The organism is Campylobacter concisus ATCC 51562 (assembly GCF_000466745.1).
Classification (GTDB): Bacteria; Campylobacterota; Campylobacteria; order Campylobacterales; family Campylobacteraceae; genus Campylobacter_A; species Campylobacter_A concisus_B.
The window spans coordinates 130598-154284 of the sequence record NZ_ANNI01000003.1 but is presented as its reverse complement, the minus strand read 5'-3'; the positions used below and the strand labels follow the sequence as shown (position 1 = coordinate 154284).

Genomic DNA, 23687 nt, shown 5'->3' with positions numbered 1-23687 from the left:
TTTTCGTTTTTTAAGGAGATACGATGAAAATTTTACTTATAAATGGTGGTAAAAAATTTGCCCACTCAGATGGCAGACTAAATCAAACACTTCACGACCTTGCATGCGAGAAGCTCGCAAAAATGGGTCACGAGATAAAGCAAACTGTGATAGATCAAGGCTATGATATCGAGGATGAAGTTGAGAAATTTCTCTGGATGGACGCCGTAGTTTGGCAGATGCCAGCTTGGTGGATGGGCGAGCCTTGGATAGTGAAAAAGTATATCGACGAGGTCTTTACCGCAGGTCATGGCAAGCTTTATACGAGTGATGGCAGGCATAGGGTTGATCCAACTAAAAACTACGGCAAAGGCGGCTTGCTAAATGGTAAGAAATTTATGCTAAGCCTTACTTGGAATGCCCCGGCCGAGGCATTTAGCAATCCAAACGAGTTTTTTGAAGCGCGCGGCGTTGATGGGGTTTATTTTCATTTTAGAAAGGCAAATGAGTTTTTGGGCATGAAATCGCTTCCATATTTTATGTGCAATGATGTGATCAAGATGCCGGATCTGCCAAGATATCTAAAAGAGTACGAAGCGCATCTTGAAAAAGTTTTTAAAAATACAAAATAGAAACAAAACCGCAAATATAAATAAAAGTGGCAATAAAATAGCTACGAGCTAGTTTTGAAAATTTTGCCACTTTTTATTACTATGCTAGCAAAAATAAAGCACTGGTATAAATTTTAAAAATGCTAATATAAAAAGGCCTTATCAAAGTAGGCAAATTTCTCTCAATAATGCTTTTTTCTGCTAAATTTCAAAAGGCTTTTTAGTAACTTTTTATAAGCAAGATTGTAAAATGGCTTAAAATTCTTAAAAGGTTACATCAATGGATAAAGCTACCATACAAGCACATAAAATCAGCGACGAAGAGTATGAAGAGATCTTAAAAATTTTAGGACGTGAGCCAAATTTGCTAGAGCTTGGTATATTTTCGGCGATGTGGAGCGAGCACTGCAGCTATAAATCAAGTAAAAAATATCTAAATGGCTTTCCGACAAAGGCGCCTTGGGTCATCCAAGGACCTGGTGAAAATGCCGGCGTCATCGACGTTGGCGATGGGGTTGCAGCTGTTTTTAAGATGGAGAGTCACAACCATCCAAGCTTTATCGAGCCGTTTCAAGGTGCTGCAACTGGCGTTGGTGGAATTTTAAGAGACGTCTTTACGATGGGCGCAAGAGTCGTTGCGAATATGAACTCGCTTCGTTTTGGCGAGATAAGAGGCGATGGCGAACTAGCTAAAAAGCATAGATATCTACTAAAAGGAAGTGTCGCTGGCATAGGACACTATGGCAACTGCATGGGTATTCCAACAGTTGGTGGCGAAACTACGTTTGATCCTAGCTTTAATGGCAACATCCTAATCAACGCCTTTGCGCTTGGCCTTTGCAAAAGTGATGAAATTTTCTACGGCAAGGCTGAAGGCGTAGGCAATCCAGTCATTTACGTTGGCTCAAAGACCGGTAGAGACGGACTTGGTGGCGCTGTGATGGCGAGTGATAGCTTTAACGACGAGAATAAATCACTTCGCCCAACGGTGCAAGTGGGCGACCCATTTGCCGAAAAGCTGCTCATGGAAGCTTGCTTGGAGCTCTTTAAAAAAGACTACATCATTGGCATCCAAGATATGGGCGCAGCAGGGCTAACAAGCTCTAGCTTTGAGATGGCTGGCAGAAGCGGTAGTGGTATGAAGATGTATCTAGATCGCGTGCCGATGCGCGAAGTTGGCATGACGCCTTATGAGCTGATGCTAAGTGAGTCTCAGGAGCGTATGCTAATATGCGCCAAAAAAGGCTATGAGCAAAAGGTACTTGAAATTTTTAGAAAGTGGGACCTTGACGCTGAGATCATCGGCGAGGTCACAAGTAGCGGCGTGATGCAGCTTTACTGGCATGGTGAGCTTGCAGGCGAAATCCCTATCGGCCCACTTAGCGAGGCAGCTCCGGTGCTTGATCGCCCAGTCGCACGTCCAAAATACCTTGATGAGATAGCAAATTTAAAAATACCAAATAATGTTGATAACAAAACTGCATTTTTCAAGCTTTTAAAAGAGCCAGAAGTGTTAAATAAAAGCTTCATCTACGACCAATATGACGCAAATATCCAGACAAATACGATAAAACAGCCAGGCCACTTAGGCGCTGCAAGCATCAGAGTAAAAGGCACTAAAAAAGCCGTCTCTATGGCTGCTCAGTGCGATCCTAGAGCAAATTTTGTTGATCCAAAAGTTGGCGCTGCAAGAGCCGTCGCTGCAGCTGGCAGAAAGGTCGCGATGAGTGGCGCTGTGCCACTTGCGATAACTGACTGCCTAAACTACGGCAATCCTCAAAATCCAGAGGTTATGTGGCAGTTCAAAGAGGGATGTGAAGGGATAAAAGAGGCTTGCCGTGAGCTAAATACACCAGTTGTTAGTGGCAACGTGAGCCTTTATAACGACACTGACGGCGTGAGCGTCTATCCGACACCAGCCATTGTTACAGTAGGTGTAAATGAGGATGCGAACTTAAGCCTAAAAAGTACATTTTTAAGAGAGGGTAGGGCGATTTACTTGCTTGGCGAGACAAGTGAAGAATTTGCTGCTTCACTTTATGCAAAGGCGCTATTTAACGTGGTTGGTGGCAAGCTAAAAGAGGTTGATTATAAAGCTGAGCGAGCCCTTTGGGACCTAGTGATCGAAGCAAATAAAGAGCAAATTTTAGAGTTTGCAAATAGCGTAGGCGTAGGTGGTCTTGCTATCACGCTAGCAAAAATGGCTAGCATATCAAACATCGGCGTAAATTGCGAGGCGAAATTTAAAGAGCCAAATTTTATCTTTGATGAGAGCTTTTCAAGAGCAGTTGTGGGAGTAAAAGACGAGGCTAAATTTGAAGCGCTTGCTGCTAAATTTGGTGTGAAATTTGAAAAGATCGGCGTTAGTGGTGGCAGAAGATTTAAACTAAATGATATTGATGAGAGTTTGGATGAGATAAGAGAAATTTATCTAAATGAGTTTGCAAAAATCGTTAGAAAAGAGGATTAAGAAATGGCTTTAAAAAAGAGCAAGGTCGCTGAGGCTGAAAATGAGCAAAAGGAAACAGAACAAGTTGAAAAACGAGGCGTAGCAAAGCCGCCAGTGCTTTTTAGTAAGACACAAAATTTAATAAAATCGATCGAAAAAAGACTAAACGCCACCTTGATAACTTACTATAATTCAAATGCTGGTAGCGTTTGCGGCAATGATGCGAGTGCTATGTATGAAATTTTAAAGGGTAAAAAGATAGATACTGCTTATCTTTTTATAAAAAGTGACGGTGGAAGCGGTATTGCCGCTCTTAGGATCATCACTACACTTAGAAATTACTGCAAAAATTTAATAGCTCTAATACCTGCAAACTGCGCCTCAGCTGCTACCATGATGGCACTTGGCGCAAATGAGATCGTCATGGGCCCACTTGCCTATCTAACGCCTGTTGATACCTCACTCAAACACGAGCTTAGCCCGACAAACAAAGGCAATGAGCTTGTGAGCGTTTCGATGGATGAACTTAGTCGTGTGGTGAAGCTTTGGAAAGAGCAAGACAAAGATAGGCCAAACGATACAAACCCTTATAATTCGCTTTATGAGTATATTCATCCGCTAGTCTTTGGTGCGGTTGATCGTGCTAGCTCGCTATCGCTTAAGATTTGCACCGAGCTTCTTAGGTATCACATAGATGATGATAAAAAGATCGCAGAAATTTCTGAAAGGCTAAATGGCGACTACCCAGCTCACGAATATCCGATCCTCTTTAGAGAGGCGCACGAGATCGGCCTTCATGTAAAAAAGATGGATGATGATCTAAATGAAATGCTTCAAGAGCTAACGCTACTTTACTCTGAGATGGGACAGCGAGCTTTTACTGACTACGATGAAAATAGCTACCATGATAACAATATCGCAAACATCATTGAAACAAATGGCAAGCAAATTTATTATCAGATAGACAAAGACTGGTTTTACCGCCCTGAAGAGCGCCGTTGGAATGTGATGAACGACGAGAGCTCTTGGCGTAAAAACGAACTAGTAAATGGCAAAATAAAAAATACTATCTATCACTTGTGGTAATATGTCTGGAGTCCTGTTTTTACTGATATTAGGCGGTGCGATATTTCTCTTTATGAATGTCCAAATAGGTAGTAACCGCAAGAAACAAGCAGATGTAGATGAGGCTAAATTTCTAGTCTCACTGCTTGCAAAAGTAGCTAAAAGTGACGGCAGAGTTAGCGAGCTAGAGGCTAGGCTGATCACTCAAGTGCTAGATGATCTAAGCCAGAAAGTTAGTGGCGTTAGCGGCGTGCGTGAGTATCTAAAAGAGGTTTATAAGAGCCAAAAAGAAAATATAGATAATGCCTATGAAACCGCTAGAAACTACAAGAGTGCTTTTAATCTAAACTACGATATATGCGTCGCTAGGCTCACATTTTTTCTAAATTTAGCCTACATCGATGGAGAATTTAACAAAAGTGAGCAAGATGTTATAAGAAATATCGCTTATGGATTTGGCATTGATAAAGAAACGCTTGATGAGATCATCTTTAAATTTGATAGTTTTTATGGCTCAAGATTTGAGGCAAATCCCGATGAAATAGTCCAAGAAAAAGATGCTTTTGAGGTTTTAGGACTTAGCAAAAATGCAAGTCTTGAAGAGGTAAAAGCTCGTTACAAAGAGCTTGTAAGACAGTATCATCCCGATATTTTGATGGGCAGGGGTGAGAGTAAAGAGGTGATCGAGCGCTCAACTAAAAAGCTTCAGGAGATAAACGAGGCTTATGGGCGATTAAAAGAGAAATTTGGAGTTTAGATGAAGAAATTTATTATTTTGCTGCTAGCGGTGGCTGGCTTTTGTAATGATTTTAAAGTGGTAAATGTCGATGGAAAAGAGATAAAATTTAAGCTTACGCAAAGTGAGCTTTATCAAGATCAAAGGTTGGTCATCAGCAACTACGATGTTAAAGATAGCAATGTGAGCATAATATTTGTCGATAAAGATGGCAACAAGAGCGACATTATGTCAGTTCAAGCAAAAAAATTAAATGAAATTAGTGAGTATATCTTTTCGTATGATCGCGGCATAAAGGTGATGAAATTTAGCTCGAAAAAGCCGATATGCGAGGCGCTTGAGAAAGAGGAACCTGTAAATTTAAGAGTATTAGATGCGAGATATTTTGATGGAAATCAAATTTCAAGCTATGCCTTTAGCGTTGATATTGTTGGTCAAAAGCGTGAAAACTTTGTAGAGAGAAAAGACTATTATATAGATGCAGCTGTAAATGTTATGGTTACGCTAGAAGCCTTATCGATAAAGAATATCGCAAAAGATATAAAAATGGGGCAGCTTCTGCTTGTAAAAGGTATATGTTTAACAAAAAGATAAAAAATTTAATAAAGGAGAAAAAATGAGAGCATTGCTTAGCGTTAGCGATAAAGAGGGCATTGTAGAGTTTGCAAAGGGGCTAGAAGAGCTTGGCTGGCAGATACTTTCAACTGGTGGCACCTACAAACTTTTAAAGAGCGAGGGCGTCAAAGCCACTGAGGTTAGCGAATTTACGGGCTCACCTGAGATGTTTGAGGGTAGGGTAAAGACCCTTCATCCAAAGATACATGGTGGCATCTTGCACAAACGCGATGACGCTACACACGTGGCTCAGGCAAAGGAGTATGGCATCGAGGGCATCGACCTAGTTTGCGTAAATTTATATCCTTTTAAAGAGACTACTATAAGGACTGATGACTTTGCCGAGATCATCGAAAACATCGACATCGGCGGCCCAGCCATGGTGAGAAGCGCTGCTAAAAACTTTAAAGACGTGCTTATAGTCACGAGCGTGCTTGACTACGATGAAATTTTAAAGCGCCTAAGAGAAAAAAGCGATGATTTTGAGTTTAGAAGATCGCTGATGATAAAGGCGTTCGAACATACGGCAGCTTATGATAGCATGATCGCAAACTATATGAATGATAGATTTAATGGCGGTTTTGGCGATGCTAGATTTATCGTGGGAAGCAAGGTTTTTGATACTAGATACGGCGAAAATCCACACCAAAAAGGGGCACTTTATGAGTTTGATTATTTCTTTACGAACAACTTTAGAGCGCTAAAAGGCGAGGCAAGTTTCAATAATATGACCGATATAAATGGCGCGCTAATGCTTGCAACTAGCTTTGATGACGCGCCAGCTGTGGCTATCATCAAGCACGCTAATCCTTGCGGCTTTGCGGTAAAAGATACATTGCTTGAGAGCTACGAGGCTGCGCTTAAATGCGATCCGATCTCAGCTTACGGCGGTGTAGTCGCGATAAATGGCACACTTGATGAAAAGCTAGCTAAAAAGATAAATGAAATTTATGTTGAGGTAATAATCGCTGCAAATGTTGATGAAGCAGCTCTTAAAGTATTTGAGAGTAAAAAACGTATCAAAATTTTCACTCAAGACAATAAATTTTTAGTTCGCTCAAATGATAAATTTGACTTTAAACACGTTGATGGTGGATTTGTATTTCAAGAAAGAGACTATGTAAAGGACGAAGAGCTTGAAAATATGAAGCAAATGAGTAAGAGATTTGCAACTGGTAGCGAGCTAAAAGATGCTCAGATCGCGTGGAAAGTGGCTGCGCTAACGAAGAGCAACTGCGTAGTTTATGTAAAAGATGGTGCTATGGTAGCTATTGGCATGGGTATGACTAGCCGCGTGGATGCTGCTCGTGCAGCCGTGGCAAAGGCAAAAGAGCTAAAGATCGATCTAAGTGGCTGCGTACTTGCAAGTGAGGCATTCTTTCCATTTAGAGATAGTATCGACATCGCTAGTAAGGTCGGCGTAAAATGCGTCATCGAGCCAGGTGGCAGTATCAGAGATGATGAGGTGATAGAGGCTGCTGACGAGCATGGCATGTCGCTATATTTCACTGGCGTTAGACACTTTTTACACTAAAATTTGGGGGCATATCTATGAAGTATGAAGAGGTTGTTAAGAAAATACAAGAGCTAGAAGGTGTAGAAATTCAAACAGATGCTGAAATTCAATATGGAAGAAAACTTAAACTAAATAATGAATGTATTATAAATTGCTATGATAGTGGTAAAGTTAATATACAAGGGAAAAATCAAGATAAAATAAAAGGAATTTTGGAGTGTTCAACTAAAAAAATAAAGAAAGTTTTTGTTGTTTATGGACATAATGAGCATGCAAAAATAGAATTAGAAGCTCTTTTAAGACGTTGGGATTTGGAGCCGATAATTTTAGATCAAAAGGCATCTATTGGTAAGACAATTATAGAAAAGCTAGAGGAGTATTCTAAGGATGTTGGATACGCTATTGTTTTGGCAACTCCTGATGATGAGGGAAAAGCAAAGAGTGAAGAGATCTGTAGATCAAGGGTAAGACAAAATGTTGTACTTGAGCTTGGAATGTTTTTAGCAAGACTTGGTAGAGAAAAAGTTGCTATTTTGTTAAAAGAAGCGGATAATTTTGAAAAACCATCAGACATTGATGGCTTGATATACATACCTTTTAAAAATAAGATTGAAGAGGCGACTACAAATCTAATTAGAGAACTAACACGACAAGGGTATATTATTGATTCCAGTAGAATCTAGTAGATATATTTTTGGTTTTTTATATGATGATTATAGGCTGCCAATGAGCATGGCATGTCGCTATATTTCACTGGCGTTAGACACTTCTTACACTAAAATTTAGGGGCGTTTGCCCCTTACTTCACACTTTATAACTTTAATTTTCGTATAATCTTTCAAAAATAAAAGGAGATAGAATGAAAAAGATCTTAAAATTTATCTTAATGGCAGCAGTGTTTTTTGGTCTAAATTTGATGGCAAAAGATGAGCTTATAAAGGAGCAGACGATGGCAGGGCAAAATTTAAAAGAAATTTATCTAGCAGGTGGTTGCTTTTGGGGTATGCAGGGATATTTTAAAAAGATATTTGGCGTAGTGGATACAAAGGTAGGCTACGCGAATGGCAAGAGCGAAAATACTAGCTACCGCGAGCTTCATGAGAGTGATCATGCTGAGACACTTTATGTAAAATACGACGAAAATAGAGTCGCTTTGGCTGAAATTTTGGCTCACTTTTTTAGAGTGATCGATCCGACCTCGCTAAACAAACAAGGCAATGACGTTGGTAGGCAGTATAGAAGCGGAATTTACTATGTGAGCGAAAGTGATCTGCCAACGATAGAGAGCTTTATGAAAATAGAACAAAAGAAATTTAAAGATAAGATCGTGGTTGAGGTGGCGCCACTTAAAAATTTTGTCTTAGGCGAAGAGTATCATCAAGATTATCTTGATAAAAATCCTTTTGGATATTGTCACATTGATCTAGGCTTAGCTGATAAACCGCTTTACGATGAGGCGAAATTTAAGCCGCTTAGTAAAGATGAGCTAAAGAAAAATTTAAGTAGCGAGCAGTATGCCGTGACGCAAGAAGCAGCGACTGAGAGGCCATTTAGCAGCGAGTATGATAAATTTGATAAAAAAGGCATTTATGTAGATATAACGAGTGGAAAGCCACTTTTCTCAAGTGCAGATAAATTTGATGCAGGATGTGGCTGGCCAAGCTTTACAAAGCCTATCACGACAACAGCACTTTCATATAAGGAGGACAACTCGTTTATGATGAAAAGGGTTGAGGTGAAGTCACAAAATAGCGACGCGCACCTTGGTCATGTCTTTGATGATGGACCAAGCGATAAGGGCGGACTAAGGTACTGCATAAACGGAGCTAGTCTAAAATTTATACCGCTTGAAGATATGACAAGACTAGGGTATGAGGAATTTATACCTTACGTAAAATAGCTTTTGTTGAAGCAAATCAATAGTTTAAAAAGTTTAATCAGAGTATAATTCTCCAAAATTAAAAGGAGAAAAAATGAGTGATTTTTTCAAAAATGCGGAGCAGTTTAATGTCGATGGTGCAACCGTACCATTTTATAAATTTAATGAAAATGGTGTAAATTTTGTTGGTTTTGATTCACGTCCTTGCGTACCGCCAGAGCCAATGGTCAATGCATTAATCGCTATTAAATTTGCTGATAAAAACACAAAAATTATGATGCTAAATCATAAATTTCCAGCCGGTCTTATACCAAAGATAGACAAGAGCTTTGATATAGAGCGTGAAGATATAGATGGTGGGGCTGTAAAGATGATTTTTAGCCTAAAAGACGGCGCAAATATAGAAGACGTAGATACGAGTCTTTGCCACTAAGATGCTTTTAAATACTTACGCACCACCATTTAAGTTAGTTGGTGGATATTTTATTGCTGGAATTTTGTTTTTGGCATTAAGTGTGCCGGCATTCTTTTATGCAGATTTTGATGCGATTAGCTCACTAAACACAGCTGGTTTTTTGCATATATTTTTTGTTGGCTTTGTTATGAGTATTATTATCGGAGCACTCTATCAGCTAACTTCAGTCATCTTAGAAAAGCCGTTTTTTACCGCAAAAGGTGCTATTTCAAATTTGGCTATTTTTTGTCTATCATTGCTGGGCATGTGCTACGGGATGTTATTTGCTGAGGCTAAAATTTTACAAATTAGTGGAGTTTTGCTTTTTTGCTCGCTCGCTTTCTTTGCTACGACTTACGCATTAAGCTTTATGGATAATGAAAAAAAGAGCTTTGCAGCCTTTGCACTTTTTGTTTCAGCTATCTTTTTGGTAATTGGAATAACGCTTGGTTTTTGCTTGCTTATGATACTTAGTGGCACGCTGATGCTTGATTTTGAGATGACACTAAAATTTCACGTCTATTTTGTGCTGGGATTTGTATTTCTTGTGATACTTGGAGCTGCTAGCGTACTCTTGCCTATGTTTGCGCTAGCTCATGATCTAAAATTTACACTTAGCAAGGCCTCACTAGCATGCTATATTTTGGGTGGTATCTTACTAGCTTTTAATGAAAATTTGTCTATTTTGTCAATATGTGTGGCGGCTTTACTTTTTATAGCTCAAGCACTTTATATTTTAAAAAAGCGCGTTAGAAAGGCGTATGATTACTGGAATGTAAATATCGTGCTTTCGTTGGTGGCTTTACTTGGTGCTGCTGTTTTTATAGCCTTAGGCAAATTAAATTTAGCTGCATATTTTTTAATATATGGCTTTTTGTTTGCTTTTATCGTAGCTCATCTTTACAAGATCGCACCATTTCTCATATGGTATCACTACGTAGCACCTTTTGTCGGAAAGGTAAAAGTGCCACTTCTTGATGCCATGATACTAAAAAAGATAGCTTATTTTGGTATAGCTTTTAATGCTATCTCACTTCTTTGCTATATTCTCTCAACTTGCTTTGAACTAGAAATTTTAGTGCAAGCAGGTATGATTTTTATAGCTCTTAGTATAGTTTTACTATCGATAAATATAATAAATATTTTTAGATTTACTGGTTTTAAAGGATAAAAAATGAAAGAAAAAATTTATAACGCACTGTCAAATATCGTTGATCCAGAAGTTGGCTTTGATATCGTTTCGCTTGGGCTTATATATGATGCTAGCTGCGATGAAAATGGCAAAGCAAAAGTTACTATGACGCTTTCAACCAAATCTTGCCCGCTACATGAAATGATACTTGGCTGGGTAGAGACTGCCGTGCTTGATATAGAGGGTGTCAAAGAGTGCGAGATCGATCTTGTCTGGGAGCCTGAGTGGAATATACAAATGGCAAGTGATTTTGTAAAAGCCCAACTTGGAGTTTAAATTTTTAAGTTTTTAGATTTAAAGGTTTGTAAATTTTTAATAATCTAGAGAGCAAAAGCTCTCTAGAAATTTTAAGGAGTTTGTTTTTATTAGTCCATTTGATGGCGCATAAATGATGGTACATCAAGCTGTGACATATAGTCTTCGTCATATCCACCACTAACTTTTTTAAGTCTTAATATACGCTCTTTTTTTATGATATCGCTTGCATTAGAAGTTTGTACTTCATCTTTTTTTTCAGTTTCTTTTTGTGAGCTTTGAAAACCTGTTGCTATTATTGTAACTTCAACCTTATTGTCTTCTATTTTGTCATCAGTTGTTGTACCAAATATAATTTCAGCATCTTCATCTGCTGCCTCATGAATAATACTCATCGCATTATTGATATCAGCTAGTGGGCAACTAGGGCTTATTCTAAAATGAACTAAAATACCAAATGCACCATTTATTGTCATGTTATCAAGAAGTGGTGATTGTATAGCATTTTTTATAGCTTCTTGCGCTGCATCCTCGCCACTTGCTTCGCCAACACCCATTAAAGCTAGTCCTCTATGGCTCATAATCGTTCTAACATCTGCAAAGTCTAGATTTATATCACTTTTTCCTGAGTCAAGCACGATCGTACTCATGCCATTGACAGCTCTTGCAAGCACTTCATCAACCATTTCGAAGCTTTCTTTTATGCCAGCATTTTTATCAATTAATGTTAGGAGTTTATCGTTTGGAATGACAACAATAGAATCGCTTTCTTTCCTGAGCTCTTCAAGGCCACAATCAGCCAATTTTCTACGTTTTTTTCCTTCAAACATAAAAGGCATAGTAACAACTGCAACTGTTAGTGCACCAATATCTTTTGCAGCTTGAGCAACTACTGGAGCTGCGCCTGTACCAGTTCCCCCACCAAGTCCTGTACCAATGAAAACTATATCTGATGTCTCAAGTGCACTTTTTACTTCATCGTAGCTCTCTTCAGCAGCAGCTTTTCCTATTTCAGGTCTCATGCCTGCACCTAGACCTTTTGTTGTCTTTTCTCCAAGCTGTATTTTTGTATGTGCAAGAGAATTTTCAAGAGCCTTAGCATCTGTATTAGCAACAATAAGATCTATATTTAAATTCGGATTAACTCTTATTATGTGGTTGACCATATTGCCACCACCTCCACCTACACCTACGACCTTTATCTTTGCACCATAGATGCTTTTATTTTCTTCTACTGTGAAGCTACTCATTTTTGAAATTCTCCTTAAAATAATTGTGTAATACTATACCAAAATTTTGCAAAAGCATTTGGCTTTTTTTCTTGTTTGCTAATATCTGCAATATTGGCAAGCTCTTCTTTGTTTTTTGATTTATTTGCTATCTCTAATTCAAAATCTTTATCAGAAAAACTATCCTCTTTTTCATTTGGATCCTGCACCTCTTGTCCAAAATTTTGTACGTTTTCTTCTTCTACAAAAACATTTCTAAAATTTGCTTTCGGTTTTGAGGCTATTTCCCCTTGGTATCTCATTTTTTTCTCAGAATCAATCTCGTATGGGCTAAAGTTGCCAGCACCATACAAACAAAGCCCTATAGCACAAGAATTTGCTGGATCTCTTAAAATTTCAAATAATCCATCCATTTCTTTTGGTTTTGCTATACGAACTGGCATTTTATCAAATATCGCAGATGCAAGATCTCTAATACCTTCTAATTTAGTCATGCCACCAGTAAGTATTATTCCAGCACCAATGCTATCTTTATAGCCGCTATCTTCTAGCATCTTAGCAAGTACCATAAGGGTTTCTTCTGCTCTGGCATATATAACATTTGATATTATGTCTAGTGAAACTTCGTGGCTTTTTGTTTCATCTCCAAGGATCGGGAGCTCTATTAGATCAACTGACTTATTTATTAAAGCGCCATAGCCTAATTTTATCTCTTCTGCCTTTGGAAGTGGTGTATGCAGAGCCATAGAAAGATCATTTGTAATGTTTGCTGAGCCAACAGGTAAAAATTCATTGTATCTTATAGAATTTCCAGAATGTACCACAAGATTACAAGTCGCACCACCCATATCAACAAGTGCGGCACCAAGTTCTTTCTCATCTTTTGTTAATGTTGCTATCGCAGAAGCATATCCTGAAAGGACTATGTTATCTAGTTGAACGCCTGCTAAATTTACGGCTTTTCTTAGGTTGCTAATAGATGATTTTTGTACTGTAACAATATGTGTTTGCACTTCCAGTCTACTACCATTCATGCCTATTGGATCTTCAATGTGTTCTTGTCCATCTACTTTAAAATTATAAGGAAGAACATGTAATTTTTCATATTCATGAGGTATATCAGCTGTATGATCGGCCATTTGCATAGCACGTTCGATCTCTTTTATGCCTATTTCATGATTTGGTATATTCACTACACCACTACTGTCAACGCTTTTTGTATACGCACCAGAAATAGAAACTATGACTTTTTCATAGCGTGTTCCTGCAACTCTTTGTGCTTCTATTAATGCATTTTTTATCGACTTTGCAGCTTGTTCAATATTAGTTATAACACCTTTTCTTATTCCCTGCGTTTTTTCAGTTCCAATTCCAATTATCTTAATACCATTTTCATCATGTTGTGCTATTACTGCACAAATCTGGAAAGAGCCGATATCTATACCTAAAATTTTTGTACTCAAGATAAATTACCTTTTGATATATTCTTTAATTTCATAGTATTTTTTTAGTTTGTTTGTTAAATCTTTTATTAACTCATTATTTTTAAGCATTGTAACGTTTTGCTGTGTTATTTGCTTATAGTTATTATCTATATTATCTACAAGCAACCTTTGTTCCAAAATATCGTATACAACGGCCTTATCTTCTAATATAACATAATCTTTTTTGTTGTTAGTTTCAAAAAGTTGAGAAACAAAAGCTCTAGTCTCACTTTCATTTAGTCCTAAGATAGAGCTATTTATGTCTCTACTAATAAAGCCTATATCAGTACCTTTGAAATTTTGTAAAGACTCTTTTGCCATAGTTGTTAAGTTTTCTTTTTTCTTTTTATCTTTGTAAATTTCAAGTACCATTGCTCTTGCTTGGTCAAAACTCATAGGTTGTGGAGGAGTTATGCTTTTTACCCTAACTATCAAATATCCATCTTTATATGTAAATGGTTTTATAACTTCACCAACTTTTGCACCTTTTATTTCATCGAGTGAGAATGTCGCATTATCTTCATTTATACTAACAAATTCATTTGTTGCAAGCTCAGCTTTTTTGATAGAGGTATATTTTTTTAAAGCATCAGTCTTGCTTTTTTCGATATTGTAGTCTTTGATAACTTCAGTCTTTACTTCGTCAAATGATTTGATTTTATCATCAGAACCTTTATATCTCTCCTTGTTTTCGTTATAGTAGTCACTCAAAGTAGTTTGATTTACATCATTTTTGTTTGACTCTATAAAGTATGTTTCTAGACCATATATAGTCTTTGTCATATAGTTGTTTTTATTTGTTTCCCAAAGATTCTTTAGCTCTTTTTCATCTATTTTTATATCACTTTGATTAGCATTTATTATCTGTATTGCTAATTTGTCTTGCATAAAAAAGCTTGCTTCCATCATTGCAATGTCTTCTTTATTGGCTGGTAAATTTAAAATAGTTCTAAGTTTATCAAGTAGTATTGTTAGTTTTAAATTTTCTTCAAAATCGGTTGGATTTATTCTGGCTCTTCTTAAAATATCGTAGTATAAATTTTTATCAAAAGCACCATCTTTTTGAAATGTTGGATCAACGATTATATATTTTAAAATATCATCTTTACTAACACTAAGACCTATATCGTCTGCAAAGTTTAACAGTAAATTCTCTTGAATTGTAGCCTGAAGTGCAGCATTTTGTAATCCTAACTCATTGGCCTTTTCTTGTGTTAATTTACCATCGAAAAGATTATTATAGTATTGATACAAACTATCGTATTTTTGTTGCAGTTCTTGAATGCTTATATTTCTGTGTCCTACTTTTGCTACTGAAGTGGCTCGATTGCTGTTTAAATCATATGCTCCCCAGCCTACAAAGCCTGCTCCGACAAAGGCTATTGTACTTACCCAAATGGTAACAACTAGGTATTTTTTATGTTTTTGCATCCAAGACAACATTAAATTTTCCTTTAAAAGACTAACGAAATTTGTATGATATATTATATAAAATTGCCTTAAATAAGCTTAAAATAGGGGCTTTAAAAATATCTTTGTGGAGGATTTTGCTAACAATTTTTTAGTATTGTTAGCAAAATTTTTAAATACTATAATCGCTATAACCACTAGTTAAATGAAGCAATTTGCAGCTATTTTCTAGCAAAGCTATCTCTTTTGCAAGAAGCTGAGGGCTTCTGCTGTAGGCATAAATGCCATATCCTTTAATGATAATAATGTTTGTATTTTTTTCTAGCATATATCTATAAATTTCAGTTTCTGCGCGCTCATACCAGTCATCATATTGTTTTGGATCATAAACAGAAATTTTATCAAATCTCATATACCCAAAATAATCTTTCGGTACAATTTTTTCATGTTTCATTGCGTAGGCAGTTGCGTATGGTGGCATCGCGTAGCAAACAAATCTTGCCTCATTTATATTTTTATAAATATTTAAGTGTATATCAGCATCAAGACTAGCTTCATTCCAACGATAGTCTTTTTTTGATGAAAGAAGCGTCAAGTCATCATCTTTTAAATTATCAAAAATGGCATTTTGTTTATTGATTATAAATTGATTTTTTTCGACTCTTGCCGAAATCGAGCCGTGAAAGACGCCAAAAAAATTCTTTCTAAACATAGAAAGTGATATTGTTTTTATCTCGTTTATTGAGTGTTCTAGCTCCATTTTTTCTCCTACGTTTAAGTGATTATATTTAAGCTATCTTAAAATTTATGTAAAATTTTGTGTAATGATAGCTTTTTAAGTAAAATTTCGATAAATTTTCCACACTATTTACTATAAAGAGGCAGTGTTGCAAAGTCCACATATTAGTGTTTTACTTGATGAAGTTCTATCTTTTTTTAAAAATTTAAATGGAAATTTTATAGATTACACGCTTGGATATGCCGGACATTCTAGTGCCATTTTGTCTCAAAATGAAAATTTAAATTTAATTGCCTGTGATAGAGATAATGAAGCTATAAATTTTTCAATAAAAAAACTTGAGCCATTTGGTAGTAGGGTTAAAATTTATAAAAGTAACTTCTCTGAATTGACTAGCAAGCTAAGTCAAGAAGAAATTTTAAATGTTAGAGGAATTTTGGCTGACATCGGTGTTAGCTCACTTCAGATAGATAAAGATGATAGAGGCTTTAGTCTTGGCTCAAGCACGCTTGATATGAGAATGGATAAAGAGCGAAATTTTAGCGCATATGACGTTGTAAATGGATACTCTTTTGATGAGTTGGTTAGAATTTTTAGAGATTATGGCGAGCTAAAAAATGCTGCCGGGATCGCAAACAAGATTATAAATGCTAGAAATTTAGGCAAGATAACGAGTGCAAAAGAGCTTGCAAATTTAATAGGTACAGCCCAGATAAAAGGGCGCGGAGTTAGCCCTGCAATACTTGCCTTTCAAGCCATCAGGATAGAGGTAAATGGTGAGCTAGATGAGCTAACAAATTTACTTGATAGTATAGAAAAATGTGGGTTTAAAGATTGTCTTGTGGCGATTATTACATTTCACTCGCTTGAAGATAGGATCGTAAAAGAGCGCTTTAAAAAATGGGCAAATAGCTGTATCTGCCTGCCTGGCGTCTACCGATGTGAGTGCGGGAATAACCATGAGCTAGGAGAAATTTTAACCAAGAAGCCACTAACAGCAAGCCAAAATGAGCTAAAGATAAACTCACGAAGCAAGAGCGCAAAACTGCGGGTTTTTAAGATAAAGGGATAAAGATGCAAGAAAAAGAAGAGCTACTAACGCTTCACGACGAGGAGCAAAAACGTGAGGTAAATTTAAGCTTTAAGACATTAGTGATGGTCTATTTAGCTGTTTTTATAGCTCTAGCTATATTTTTGCCAAAAATTTACATAGCAAATCAAATTTATTATATAAGTAGAGATATAGCGGACATTAGCGGTAAACGAGATATGCTTTTAGAGGAAAATAGAGCTCTTAATATAAAGCTTGAAAATTTACGTTATAAAAATCAAATTTTAAACAATATGCAAGAGCGTCAATGGAAATAACGAAATATTTAAATTTTTATTTATTCTCATCTAAATCTTGGCGATTCAATTATATTGGCAAATAATATAGCCATTTTGTATATAACTGCACAAAAATAAAATTAGCTCAATAAACAAAGCCTAGCTTAACTTACTAATTAATTACTCTCTTTTTGAGAGATTAGCTTTTCATATATATATTGTTCTAAATCTTTTTTTGATATGTCATTTTTTATAGCAGTATTATAAATTTCTTCGACCTTGCTTGAGTATTTTTCATAGCTAAAATAAGGAAAATGCACGCTCCAAGCTTTCTTGATAAGATCGTGGCTTATCTCTCTTCTTGCCCAAACTTTAAACATATCAAAGCCAATGAAAACGGCCGAAGTGACGACAGCAGTCGCTATTATCGATATATGTGCGTCAGTTTTTGCTAAAAAATGATGCGTGATGATTAACAATGGAAATAAAATGACAAAACAGATAAGTGCGTAAATTTGATAGAGCTTGATGTGATTAAATCTAAAATTTAGCTTTGCTCCATCTATTAGCATACCTTCGTTAAAAAGGGCATTTGCTTCAAGTAGATCCCTGAATAAAACTGGCTGTTTTGAAACAAAAAAAACGTTTTTTATGATTCTATCTTTTAAAGTTTCTTGCATTTTTTATAGACTTTTTACCTTTGAAATTTTGGCTCATTATATCTAAGAATCTATAAATTCAAACAAAATTAGATACAATTTGCCCAAAATTTAAGGAGCTAAAAATGGCAGATCAAGCTTTACAAACCGTCTTTTTAAATGGAGAATTTTTGCAAAAAGACGAGGCAAAAGTTAGTGCTTTTGATAGAGGATTTATATTTGGCGATGGAATTTATGAGGTTGTGCCTGTGATAAATTCAAAAATGGTTGATAAAGATGGATTTTGGGCGAGATTTGAAAGAAGCTTAAACGAGATAGATATAAGCTTGCCCTACGAAAAGGAAAAATTTGAAGCGATTTTAAACGAGATAATCGCTAAAAACACCTTAAAAGAGGGCGGAATTTACATGCAAGTAACAAGAGGCGTGGCATTTAGAAATTTCTATTTCATAGAAAATTTAACACCAAGCGTCTTTATCTTTTGCTACGAGAGTGAAATTTTAAATAATCCTGCTGCAAAAACTGGCATAAAAGTCGTAAGCGTCGAGGATATTAGGTGGAAGAGGCGTGATATCAAGTCTATCTCACTTCTAGCTCAGTGCTACGCTAAAAATGAAGCTCACAAAAAGGGTGCAGATGAGGGCTTTATGGTAGAAAATGGCTTTGTTACAGAGGGCTGTAGCTCAAGTGCTTTTATCATCAAGGATAAAACTCTAATCACAAAACCGCTTTCAAATGAAATTTTGCCAGGGATTCGCCGTATGAGACTTTTAAGGATTGCTAAAGATATTGGCCTTAAGATAGAGGAGCGAAAATTTAGCATGGATGAAGTTTATGGCGCTGATGAAGTCTTTATCTCGGCTGCGACGCTCATACTCCTACCAGTCGTTTATGCTGATGGCAAGGCGATAAATGGCGCAAAAGTGGGAAAAATTTCAAGCAAACTTCGTGAAATTTATGCTGGTGAACTTTTAAAAGAAGCCGGGCTTTGAGAGAAAAAATCTTAATAAGTGCTTGTCTAGTCGGCATAAATTGTAAATTTAACGGCGAAAATAATCTCTTAAATAAAGATGTTTTAGATGAAATTTCAAAGAGATATCATCTGCTTTTTATCTGTCCAGAGGTTTATGGTGGGCTTAGTACGCCAAGGGAACCAGCTGAGATGAAAAATGGTGCAGTTATTTGTAAATTTTCAGGTAAAGATGTGAGTGAAAATTTTAAAAAAGGAGCAGAAATTTGCCTAAAGATAGCCAAACTAAATGGTTGTAAAAAGGCTATTTTAAAATCAAAAAGTCCAAGTTGTGGAAGTGGGCAAATTTATGATGGAAGCTTTAGTAAGAGACTTATTTTGGGCGATGGTATCACAGCAAAACTGTTAAAAGAAAATGAAATTTTAGTTTACGGCGAAGATGAGATAGCAGGGCTTGATGCTTGATAGACTAAAAGACAACATTATGCTTGAGGTGATCTTTAAGTGCGTCGTGGTAAGGTTTTGTAAATGCTCTCAATGATGTAAAAGTAGGCGAGGCTTTAATGAAAAAGCTCAAACGATATAAAAGTAAAAAAGAATGAGACGATGAGGCAAATTTGTAAAAATAACGATGAAAAGTTGTTTTATATTTTTGTTTTGATTTGTAGAAGCTATATTTAAGGATAAGGAAAAAAGTTGAAAAAGGGTATATTTTTAGCATTTAGTGTTGCTTTATTTTTGGGATGTTCGCAGACCCAGCCAAAGCCAAGTTTGCAAAATTCTTTACCAGATGAAAATGTATATAAGCCAAATGAACGCATTAGTTTGCTTGATTTTGAAATGAGGCAAGATGCCTCGTCGCTACCGCAAAATATGCAAAGTGCAAGCTTTGACCAAGAGGAAATTTTAAAAAGAAGGTTTAAGGTTTTTACATTAAGGGGCGTAAAATTTAATCCAAACGATGTCTTTTGGGCATTTAATATATATAAGCCAAGCGAAAAGAGAAAGTATTTTGGTTCAAATTTTAGGCAGATACCACAAAGCTGGTTTGACACACAAAAGGACAATGCAAATTTTTCAGCTCTTTCAAGCATCTCTGCTTATGCTCTAACTTCGGCAAACACAGCTTTAAGAAATTTTCCAACCGATGAGCCGATATTTTTAAATCCGCAAACTCCAGGAGAGGGCTATCCGTTTGATTATCTGCAAGAATCAACACTAAGCATCGCTCATCCACTTTTTGTGTCACATCTTTCTAAAGACAGGGCATGGGCGTTTGTTAGCGATGATGCGGTTTGGGGCTGGGTAAAGGTCGAGGATATAAAATTTATAAGCGATGATGAGGCAAATGCCTATCAAAAGTCAAGTTTTGTGACTATAAAAACGGATAAAATGCCAGTTTATGACAAGGCTGGAAATTTTTTATTTTATTCAAGAGTTGGAGCGATACTGCCTGTTTTGGCGCAGGATAGTAAAAACTACTACGGAAAAATTTATGTAAGAAATCTCTTGAGAGAATTTGTGTTGCCAAAGTCTGTTGGCGCTCTTTTTCCTCTTAAATTTAATGACTCAAATCTAAAAACACTTATTAGCTCTCTTCTTACTCAGCCTTATGGTTGGGGTGGGGTCGATAAGCTAAGGGATTGCTCGCTTTTTACCAAAGATTTGCTAGCAAGTTTTGGCGTGTGGTTGCCCAGAAACTCAAGAGCTCAAGCAAATATGGGACAAAAATTTGATCTAAAAGGACTTAGTAACGCCGCTAAGACAAAAGAGATAAAAGAAAAAGGCGTGCCATATCTTACGCTTGTGCATCTGCCAGGGCATATCATGCTTTATGCTGGATACAAGGGCGATGATATCTACGTGGTGCATGACGCTTGGGGGATAAAGACTGAAAACAACGGCCGTGCGCTAATCGGTGCTACGGCAGTAACTACGCTAAATATCGGACAAAATAGAAGCGATATACAAAACTCAAATTTGCTCATTTCAAAGGTCGATTCTATAAATGTGATAAAGCCCGAAAGTGTAATAAGTGATAAAGCTAGAAAAATTTCAGCTTTACAAAGGGCTTATGGTGTTAAGGTTGAGGATAATTTGGTCAAATTCGGTGATGGAGTAATATTTGTCTATGATGACTTTAAACAAAAAGATGATGAGTGTAGCACTGGGGCTGACATAGAGGATATGAACGCGCTTGATTACGCTGCGTTTGCGCCACTTAGCGCGTCTTTAAGTGATGCTGGTAGATGTAGAAACTACGAGCTTTTAGGCAAAATTTATGGCTCAAGCGAGAGCGCGGTAAAGGCAAATTTAGTAGATGTCATTTGGCTAAAAGATAGCCTTGCGCTGAAACTACCATTTAACTCTAAAAATGGAGCTGCAGCCGCCTTGCAAGACGTAAGCAATGAGCTAAATGAGATGGTAAAAAGTGATGCGAGCTTGCTTGAGTATTTAAAAGATCCAGGCGGGACATTTAAATGGCGCATCATCGCTGGCACAAACCGCTTGAGCGCTCACAGCTACGGCATTGCGATCGATATAAATGTGAAAAAGAGCCACTATTGGCAGTGGAGCAATGGCTATCAAAACCTAATTCCTGAAAAGATAGTGCGTGTTTTTGAAAAACATAAATTTATCTGGGGTGGACGCTGGAAGCACTTTGATACGATGCACTTTGAGTATCGCCCAGAGATGTTTGAGTAGATGAAAGAGCAAATTTTAGAAATTTTATCTCACTCAAACGTCTTTTTAACAGGCGGTGGCGGTGTTGGCAAGAGCTATCTAACTGCCTCTGTCATCAGACACTACAAAGAAAATTTTAAAAACGTCATAATCCTTGGCTCAACTGGCATAAGTGCCGTTAGTCTTGGAGGAGTTAGCTTGCATAGTTTTTTTAAATTTGGCTACTGTAAGGACTATGAGGAGCTAAGGCACTTTGACTATCATCAAAAAGACAAACTAAGCAAGCTAAGAAATATGCTAGATGCATGTGATCTGCTTGTAATTGATGAAATTTCAATGGTGAGCTCAGATTTAATGGAGATGATAAGATACCGCTTACTTACTTCCAAATTTAAAGGTAGGGTGCTTATAGTGGGTGATTTTTATCAGCTTCCTCCAGTGCAAAAGGAGCAAAACGAAAATAGGCTTTTTAATTTTTTATACGCTTTTAACTCCAGTGCGTGGGAGGATATGAAATTTACAAATGTCGAGCTACTGGTCTCAAAGCGTACAAGCGATCTTAAATTCTACGAAATTCTCTCCCGCCTAAGGGTAGGCGAGCTAGATGATGAAATAATGAGCTATATAGAGAGTTTAAGAGTGGCCAAGATAGAGCCAGATGATGATACGAGTGTGCTTTTTGGCAGAAACGCCGAGGCTGAAATGCTAAATCAAAAAAGGCTTTCAGAGCTTGGCACGCCGCTTGAAATTTCAAACTCAGATGTGAGCATTTTGGATGAAAATTTAGATAAAAAAGAGTTTGAAAAATGGGCAAATACGCTAAATATCTCAAGGGATTTGGAGATGAAGATAGGTGCAAAAATCATCTTTACTTCAAATAAATGGGGCGAGTACTATAACGGCGAGCAAGGCAAGATCATGCAAATTTTAAAAGAAAATGGCGTCATTTCAAGCGTGATCGTGAAAAAAGATAGCGGCGAAATTTGTGAGATAGAAAAAGCCGCTTATATATTTAGTTCTTTAAATTTAAACGAAGATGAGATCGAAGAAAATGTACAGGCATCGCTCTATCAGTTTCCATTTAAGCTTGCTTACGCTCTAACTATCCATAAATCTCAAGGAATGAGCATAAACTCGCTCATTTGTAATATCAACCACATTTTTGCCAAAGGACAACTCTATGTCGCACTTTCTCGTGCAATAAGTCCTAAAAATTTAAAACTTTTTTATGATAAAAAAAGTGATTTTAGGCAGCATTTAAGAAAAGTGGTTAAAATTGACGACGAAGTTAAGAAATTTTACCAAGAAAACGTATTTTTGCATATTAAGGAGAATTTATGAAAAAGCTATTTTTAAGCCTTGCTTTTTGTGTTTTTGTATTTGCAGACGTGCTAAAAGTAAGAGATTTTCAAACAGATATCTACTCAAAAGCTGGACAAAATTTAACAAAAAAGATAAATATGAACCTTGAAGTTGTCGGACGTGACGTTGAAGAAAATGAAGCGTATGTGCTTGATGCTTTAAACATAATAGTTGGTAGCTTTTACGTGGAGGATATCCTAACCTCAATGGGAAAAGAGAAATTTAAAGAGCTTTTCATAAAATACGCAGCCAAAAAGCACTCTCTTGATATTGATGATGTGCTTATCTTAAATATAAAAGTGATAAATAATCTTGAGCTAAGCGAGATCATAAAAGCAATAAAAAGCCAAAATTTATGCTCCGATCCAAGTGCTAATGAAGAGATTGTAACAAAACCAGAAAAGAAGAAAAAGGGCAATGAGATCATCATTTCGCCAGATCCAAATGATGTAGTTCAAAAGCCTATTGATCTAAATAATGTTCAAGAATTTGGAAAAGATTTTGGAGAGAAGTGAGTAAATTTGGCTAAAGCTAGCCAAATTTATTGATTTACGATGTCGTAACCTTGAGGAATGACAGGAGTTAGCGTCTCTTGCGGTATGAGCGCGTCTTTTACTGGATTGCTTAAGGTTATTTTTATTTTATTTGAAAGTTTATCTTTATAGTCAATCGTCGTTGGAAGCGTGTTTTTAATAGTTATAAAATACTCAACTCCGTCATATATCGCCTTATAAAGTGTCGGCTGAATTTGCTCTGCGTGAGCTAAAATTTGCGTCAAATTTGGCGTATCATCAAGCTTTGAAATGATGGCTTGCTCAAGCTCGTCCTCAATCACGATCACACGCTCTTTGTTAAAATAAATTCTCTTTGGCGTTGGACTTTCATATATCCAAAGTGCAGTATTGTCATTTTTCGCGTAAAATCTACCCTTATAATTTATACTTTTGCCTTCGCTAAATACAGTTTGCGTAAAGTCACTTTGCAGGCTTTTAAAATTTAAGCCAGAACCAAATGAGCAAACTGCGACAAGAGATGCAACTAAAAATTTTCTCATTTTTTATCCTTTTTT

The 23687-nt window shown here is 36.7% G+C and carries 24 protein-coding genes; 18 read left to right on the top strand and 6 right to left on the bottom strand.

The genetic code is table 11. The features are described from left to right. Positions 1-23 precede the first annotated feature (23 nt). The 11 genes from ATCC51562_RS02115 to ATCC51562_RS02065 all read left to right on the top strand — a co-directional run bounded on the left by ATCC51562_RS02115 (position 24) and on the right by ATCC51562_RS02065 (position 10772). A complete protein-coding gene (locus tag ATCC51562_RS02115; protein ID WP_021090662.1) occupies positions 24-611 on the top strand; it encodes an NAD(P)H-dependent oxidoreductase in 588 nt (195 codons plus the stop codon). A gap of 259 nt (positions 612-870) precedes the next feature. Further along, positions 871-3060 (top strand): phosphoribosylformylglycinamidine synthase subunit PurL, encoded by a 2190-nt coding sequence (gene purL, locus ATCC51562_RS02110; RefSeq protein WP_021090695.1) that lies wholly within the window; start codon positions 871-873, stop codon positions 3058-3060. Positions 3061-3063: 3 nt separating this feature from the next. Next, the gene (locus tag ATCC51562_RS02105) at positions 3064-4125 is read left to right on the top strand and encodes an SDH family Clp fold serine proteinase (protein WP_021090859.1); all 1062 of its coding nucleotides are present in this window, start codon (positions 3064-3066) and stop codon (positions 4123-4125) included. A gap of 1 nt (position 4126) precedes the next feature. Further along, the gene (locus tag ATCC51562_RS02100; RefSeq protein ID WP_035167181.1) at positions 4127-4861 is read left to right on the top strand and encodes a TerB family tellurite resistance protein; all 735 of its coding nucleotides are present in this window, start codon (positions 4127-4129) and stop codon (positions 4859-4861) included. Then, the gene (locus tag ATCC51562_RS02095) at positions 4862-5434 is read left to right on the top strand and encodes a hypothetical protein (protein ID WP_021090448.1); all 573 of its coding nucleotides are present in this window, start codon (positions 4862-4864) and stop codon (positions 5432-5434) included. 22 nt (positions 5435-5456) lie between these two features. Next, positions 5457-6989: a bifunctional phosphoribosylaminoimidazolecarboxamide formyltransferase/IMP cyclohydrolase gene (gene purH / locus ATCC51562_RS02090; RefSeq protein ID WP_021090869.1), complete on the top strand. Its 1533-nt coding sequence runs from the start codon at positions 5457-5459 to the stop codon at positions 6987-6989. Between the two features lie 17 nt (positions 6990-7006). Then, on the top strand, positions 7007-7654 hold the full coding sequence (locus ATCC51562_RS09520; RefSeq protein ID WP_021090805.1) for a TIR domain-containing protein: 648 nt from the start codon (positions 7007-7009) through the stop codon (positions 7652-7654). Positions 7655-7830: 176 nt separating this feature from the next. Further along, a complete protein-coding gene (msrB, locus tag ATCC51562_RS02080; protein ID WP_021090851.1) occupies positions 7831-8871 on the top strand; it encodes a peptide-methionine (R)-S-oxide reductase MsrB in 1041 nt (346 codons plus the stop codon). A gap of 73 nt (positions 8872-8944) precedes the next feature. After that, complete coding sequence (locus ATCC51562_RS02075) at positions 8945-9283, top strand: hypothetical protein (RefSeq protein ID WP_021090578.1); 339 nt, start codon at positions 8945-8947, stop codon at positions 9281-9283. Position 9284: 1 nt separating this feature from the next. After that, complete coding sequence (locus tag ATCC51562_RS02070) at positions 9285-10475, top strand: hypothetical protein (RefSeq protein WP_021090759.1); 1191 nt, start codon at positions 9285-9287, stop codon at positions 10473-10475. 3 nt (positions 10476-10478) lie between these two features. Next, on the top strand, positions 10479-10772 hold the full coding sequence (locus ATCC51562_RS02065; RefSeq protein ID WP_021091019.1) for a metal-sulfur cluster assembly factor: 294 nt from the start codon (positions 10479-10481) through the stop codon (positions 10770-10772). An 89-nt stretch (positions 10773-10861) separates the two neighbouring features. Here ATCC51562_RS02065 and ftsZ read toward each other — a convergent pair whose 3' ends face one another. The 4 genes from ftsZ to ATCC51562_RS02045 form a co-directional block, all read right to left on the bottom strand. After that, positions 10862-12001, bottom strand: coding sequence for a cell division protein FtsZ (ftsZ, locus tag ATCC51562_RS02060; protein ID WP_021090604.1), 1140 nt, complete (start codon positions 11999-12001; stop codon positions 10862-10864). Positions 12002-12015: 14 nt separating this feature from the next. After that, the gene (gene ftsA, locus ATCC51562_RS02055) at positions 12016-13443 is read right to left on the bottom strand and encodes a cell division protein FtsA (protein WP_021090773.1); all 1428 of its coding nucleotides are present in this window, start codon (positions 13441-13443) and stop codon (positions 12016-12018) included. 6 nt (positions 13444-13449) lie between these two features. Continuing rightward, entirely contained in the window at positions 13450-14907 is a 1458-nt protein-coding gene (locus ATCC51562_RS02050) for a peptidylprolyl isomerase (RefSeq protein WP_021090834.1), read from the bottom strand. Positions 14908-15046: 139 nt separating this feature from the next. Continuing rightward, entirely contained in the window at positions 15047-15634 is a 588-nt protein-coding gene (locus ATCC51562_RS02045) for a class II aldolase and adducin N-terminal domain-containing protein (RefSeq protein ID WP_021090776.1), read from the bottom strand. Between the two features lie 127 nt (positions 15635-15761). Between ATCC51562_RS02045 and rsmH the strand changes: the two genes are divergently transcribed. Both rsmH and ATCC51562_RS02035 read left to right on the top strand, forming a co-directional pair. Further along, positions 15762-16685 carry a 16S rRNA (cytosine(1402)-N(4))-methyltransferase RsmH gene (gene rsmH / locus ATCC51562_RS02040; protein ID WP_021090942.1) on the top strand — a complete coding sequence of 308 codons (924 nt, stop codon included), beginning with the start codon at positions 15762-15764 and terminating at the stop codon, positions 16683-16685. A 2-nt stretch (positions 16686-16687) separates the two neighbouring features. Beyond that, a complete protein-coding gene (locus tag ATCC51562_RS02035; RefSeq protein WP_021090986.1) occupies positions 16688-16981 on the top strand; it encodes a hypothetical protein in 294 nt (97 codons plus the stop codon). Between the two features lie 137 nt (positions 16982-17118). Here ATCC51562_RS02035 and ATCC51562_RS02030 read toward each other — a convergent pair whose 3' ends face one another. Then, positions 17119-17622, bottom strand: coding sequence for a hypothetical protein (locus ATCC51562_RS02030; protein WP_021090515.1), 504 nt, complete (start codon positions 17620-17622; stop codon positions 17119-17121). 104 nt (positions 17623-17726) lie between these two features. On the opposite strand from ATCC51562_RS02030, the gene ATCC51562_RS02025 reads away from it, so the two are divergent. The 5 genes from ATCC51562_RS02025 (at position 17727) to ATCC51562_RS02005 (ending at position 23133) form a co-directional block, all read left to right on the top strand. Further along, complete coding sequence (locus ATCC51562_RS02025; protein WP_021090894.1) at positions 17727-18593, top strand: D-amino-acid transaminase; 867 nt, start codon at positions 17727-17729, stop codon at positions 18591-18593. Then, entirely contained in the window at positions 18590-19036 is a 447-nt protein-coding gene (locus ATCC51562_RS02020; protein ID WP_021090936.1) for a DUF523 domain-containing protein, read from the top strand. Before ATCC51562_RS02025 ends, ATCC51562_RS02020 begins: the two co-directional genes overlap by 4 nt. 231 nt (positions 19037-19267) lie before the next feature. After that, on the top strand, positions 19268-21277 hold the full coding sequence (locus ATCC51562_RS02015; RefSeq protein ID WP_021090850.1) for an SH3 domain-containing protein: 2010 nt from the start codon (positions 19268-19270) through the stop codon (positions 21275-21277). Beyond that, entirely contained in the window at positions 21278-22597 is a 1320-nt protein-coding gene (locus ATCC51562_RS02010) for an ATP-dependent DNA helicase (protein WP_021090788.1), read from the top strand. After that, positions 22594-23133, top strand: coding sequence for a hypothetical protein (locus tag ATCC51562_RS02005; RefSeq protein WP_021090947.1), 540 nt, complete (start codon positions 22594-22596; stop codon positions 23131-23133). The genes ATCC51562_RS02010 and ATCC51562_RS02005 overlap by 4 nt, the downstream gene beginning before the upstream one ends. Positions 23134-23159: 26 nt before the next feature. On the opposite strand, the gene lolA is transcribed toward ATCC51562_RS02005, so the two are convergent. Beyond that, complete coding sequence (lolA, locus tag ATCC51562_RS02000) at positions 23160-23672, bottom strand: LolA-like outer membrane lipoprotein chaperone (RefSeq protein WP_021090819.1); 513 nt, start codon at positions 23670-23672, stop codon at positions 23160-23162. Between the last annotated feature and the right edge of the window lie 15 nt (positions 23673-23687).